Annotated in this window: 3 protein-coding genes; all 3 read right to left on the bottom strand. The window is 60.1% G+C overall.

All coding sequences use genetic code 11. The features are described 5' to 3' along the window. On the bottom strand, window positions 1-297 hold a 297-nt coding region (locus tag ABX749_RS25260; RefSeq protein ID WP_372898444.1), incomplete at its 3' end, for a hypothetical protein. 244 nt (window positions 298-541) lie between these two features. After that, window positions 542-1,180, bottom strand: coding sequence for a TetR family transcriptional regulator (locus tag ABX749_RS25255; RefSeq protein ID WP_372898443.1), 639 nt, complete (start codon window positions 1,178-1,180; stop codon window positions 542-544). Window positions 1,181-1,183: 3 nt separating this feature from the next. After that, window positions 1,184-3,857: efflux RND transporter permease subunit (locus tag ABX749_RS25250; protein ID WP_372898442.1), on the bottom strand; the 2,674-nt coding region annotated here is incomplete at its 5' end.

Raw genomic sequence — 3,857 nt, 5'->3', positions numbered from 1 at the left:
CAACAAATCGGCGACCTGGCGGGTGCCGTCGATCGTGCCGTCACTCGTCCAAAGTTCACTTCCGCTACGTCCGTCATCGGCGACGAAGAATGCCTCGCCTTTGAATTCCACCACGTTGTCGATGGCGGACGAAACACCCTGTTGGTTGATGTCCGCGAACAGGCTGATGTCGAAGGCCAGCAAGTCTCGCCGTTCCAGTTGCTCGATCCGTGATGAAAGACGTTGACGTCGAATCGTGCGATCGTTGTTGCGGCGGCGATTTCGAGACGCCGAGGCTTGGTGCAGAAGGGGCATCATGGAGGCGAATCGATGAGCGAAGCAGGAGAAGACAGAAGAGCTGAGGAGGGCCGCCAAGGCTTGACGGCGAGCCCTAGGTTATCCGATCCGATTCCCGCAGGCGCCTAAATTCGCCTGGGACAGAAGCGGCAAGTCGCGAATGTGGTGCCCGTATCACCCGATGTGGAGAGTTGGGGGGCACCGTGTGGGGTGGTGGATCGGTGACGATGGGGGCAAGACGATGGGGCCGACCAAGCCCAGCGGATCAATCGATCGGCGAGAGCAGGTTCACGAAGGTTCGAATCAGTAGGGGAGCAAACTCGGTGCGGAAGCCTTGGAATTCGAACGCCTGCAGGACCGATTCGACCTGGGGTGACGGGTGGGCGATCGGCCAAAGTCCGGCCACCAAGGCATGATGCTGAAACGCAAACGCTTTCGCGTCTTCGCTGGAAAAGTGTGGCGTGACTGACTTGATCGTAGCGGCGAATGCTTCGACCGGCCCCACCAGCGAACGTTTGTATTCGATCAAAAACTCCTGCGACAGATTCCGTTCCAGGACCGATGCGAACAGGACCTTCAACCGACAGAACCGCTCGTGCCGCTGGAGTGCCGACGTGAGCACCTCGGCGACTCGTTTGGGGGTCGGTTTCCGCAGTCGTCCCAGACCCATCGTCACACTTTCCAGCCACCGCCCGAGCTCTTCACGGTACAAGGTGAGAAAGACTTCTTCTTTGGTTTTAAAGTAGTGATACAAGCTGGCTTTTCCGAGGCCCGCGTGATCGGCCACGTCGCGCATGGAGATCGCATCGAACTCGTTGTCGTCAAACAGTTCGGCCGCCGCATCGAGGATCGCTGCGATCCGTTCGGCTTTTTGTTCAGGGCGTCTGGCCCGTTGCCAGTTCATGCGTCAAGGGCTCGCCGGGTTGGATGGTGGGGTTCCGGTTTCCGCGGCCGGCAACACCACCGGGCTGACCCCGAACGTTTCCACCAGGATCGCATAGAAGGCGGGAACGACAAACAGCGTCAGGACCGTCGTCAGCAGCAAGCCGACGATCATGCACCACGCCAGGCCTTCCCAAAGTGGACCTCCGCTGAGCGCCAGGGGGATCAACCCGCCGACGGTCGTTGCCGTGGTGAGGAAGATCGGCAACATGCGTTGTCTGCCGGCTTCGATCAGACAGTCGCGGAACTCATCGACCGATAGGCCCAGGATGGGGCCGTCGGCGGTGCCGGCGTGCTGTTTCTCGGTCGCCCTTTGCGTGATCAAGATGTCCGCGAACTCGACAAAGATGATGGCCGTGTTGAGCACAATTCCGAACAGCGCGAGGATTCCCAATTGGGGCATGAACCCCAATGACTTGTCGGACAAGAACAAGCCCAGCCAGGCACCCACCAACGCCAACGGCAGCGTGGAGAGAATGATCAACGGTTTCGACCAACCGTTGTACTGGAAGATCAAACACAAAACGATCAACAAGAACGAGATCAAAAAGGACAGCATCATTTGCCCACCGGCTTCGGCGCTTTCCTCATAGGCTCCGCCGGGTTCGATGGTGTAACCGGCCGGCAGACTGTTGCGAATCAGCTGCAACTCTTCGGACTTCAAGATGCGTGACACGACGTCGTTTCCCGTCACTCCCGGCTCCATCCTGGAACTGACCTCGATCGTGCGATTCATCTTGCGGCGTTCGATTCGGGCCAGTTCAAACGTGGGTTCCAAACTGGCGATCGATGCCAACGGAACCTTGCCGCGGTCTCCCTCGACGTAGGACTCTTGAAGCCCGGCGATCGATTCACGCTGGCCGGCGCGGAGACGAAAGTAGACGGGAACTTGATGGTCACCTTCGCGAAACGTGGTCAATTGGAGCCCTGAATAATAGGACGTCAGGGTTTTGGCGATTTGCGAATTCGTGACGCCCGCGAGCACGGCTTGGTCTTGATGGACGTTGACCCGGATCTGGTAGCCGTCGACGCCCCAGGAATCATTCACGTCCCAGGTTTCGGGTTGCTCGGCGACGAGTCGCTTGAGGCGATCGGCGGTGTTGCGGAGGATGGTGGGATCGGCAAAACCGTTTCCGGAGATGCGCAGGACGAGCGGATCGGCCGGCGGTCCGAGTGCCAATTGAACCGGGACGACTCTGGCGCCGACGATGGGGGCGATTCCGAGAGTTGCATCGCCGCGCTCGGCCACCTCGCGGACACGCTGGGCATACGCTTTCGTTACCGAGTCGTCGGTGGTGCGGACCAAGATTTCGGCGAACGACCGTGATTGGGGTTCGGGATCCCAACCCAGGTGCCATCGTGAGCCTCCGCCACCGACCAGAGTCCGGTAGGCTCTCAGACGCTCGGAGTTCTCGCCGGGGGCGCGGCTGAGTTTTTGCAGGATCGATTCGACTCGGCGAGCCGCCGCATCGGTTTGCTCGATCGTCGCGGTTTCCGGCAGGATGACTTTGACCGCAAACTGGGTTCCGGCGGCTTCGGGAAAGAACTCGGAACTGACGGGCAACATCAAGATCGCGACGACCAATGCCGCAGTGGCCACAGCGGTCAGCCATTTGGCGTCAACGGCCCGGCGACCGACGAGCGTGTATAGGTTAAAGGCGTGATTGCCGCCTCGTTCTGGTTCACCGTGCTGTTCTCCGGAAGCGACCGCGTGCCGGCGCCGGAAACGTGGGAACCCTATCGAAAGTCGCCGCAACCACGACACGACCGGGGAGCCGGTTTGATCTTGCTGAGGCGCACGGATCAACAACCCGGCCAGGATCACGCAAAAGGTCATCGCCAGCAACCAGCTGAGCGCCAGGGTGGTCGAGACGGTCACCGGCAAGCTGTATACATATTCTTTACCGCCTCCTTCGAGCGAAAACAGCATCGGGATGAACGCCGCCATCGTCGTCAGCGTGCCGACCAGCATCGGGATGGCCAGCGTGTTGGCGCCGTCGATGGCTGCGGGAAACGGTGCCATGCCGGCGATCTGATTGGTCCGGGCTTGGTCACAGACCTGGACGGCATTGTCGACGAGCAACCCCAGCGAAATGACCAGGGCGGCGAGCGAGATCTGTTCCAGTTGGACGCCGAAGACCGCGACCAAGCCGATGGAGAGGATCACGACGATCGGGATGTTGGCGGCCATCACGAAAGCGGTTCGAAAACCGACCACGAGATAGACGATGGCGATCACGATCAAAACCGCTTCGACCACGTTGATGATGACATCGCGGATCTTTTTCGTCACGCTTTCCGATTGATCGGAAATGGCTGTCACGGCAACATCCGGTGGCAATCGCTGTTGCAGTTCGATCAATTCGTGGACGCGTTGCTTGGCATCGCGGCACACGTCGATGATGTTCGCGCCCGATTTCATCGTGATTCCCAGCATCACGGCGCCGGTGGACCCCGACGCATCGCCGACGCGACAGATGTAACTGGCCGGGTCCTCGTACCCGCGCTGGATCGTCAGCCCGAATTCCGTCAGCGGAACGCTGTTGTCCCCGTCATCGGTGCGGACGGTGCTGGCGATTTGCGCGATCTCTTCCACTGCATTGAACTCTCCGCCCGTCTTGACGGAATAGTGACCCGCT

The organism is Stieleria sp. (assembly GCF_041595215.1).
Classification (GTDB): Bacteria; Planctomycetota; Planctomycetia; order Pirellulales; family Pirellulaceae; genus Stieleria; species Stieleria magnilauensis.
The sequence above is the reverse complement of the archived record's forward strand: the minus strand, read 5'-3'. Positions and strand labels throughout refer to the sequence as shown.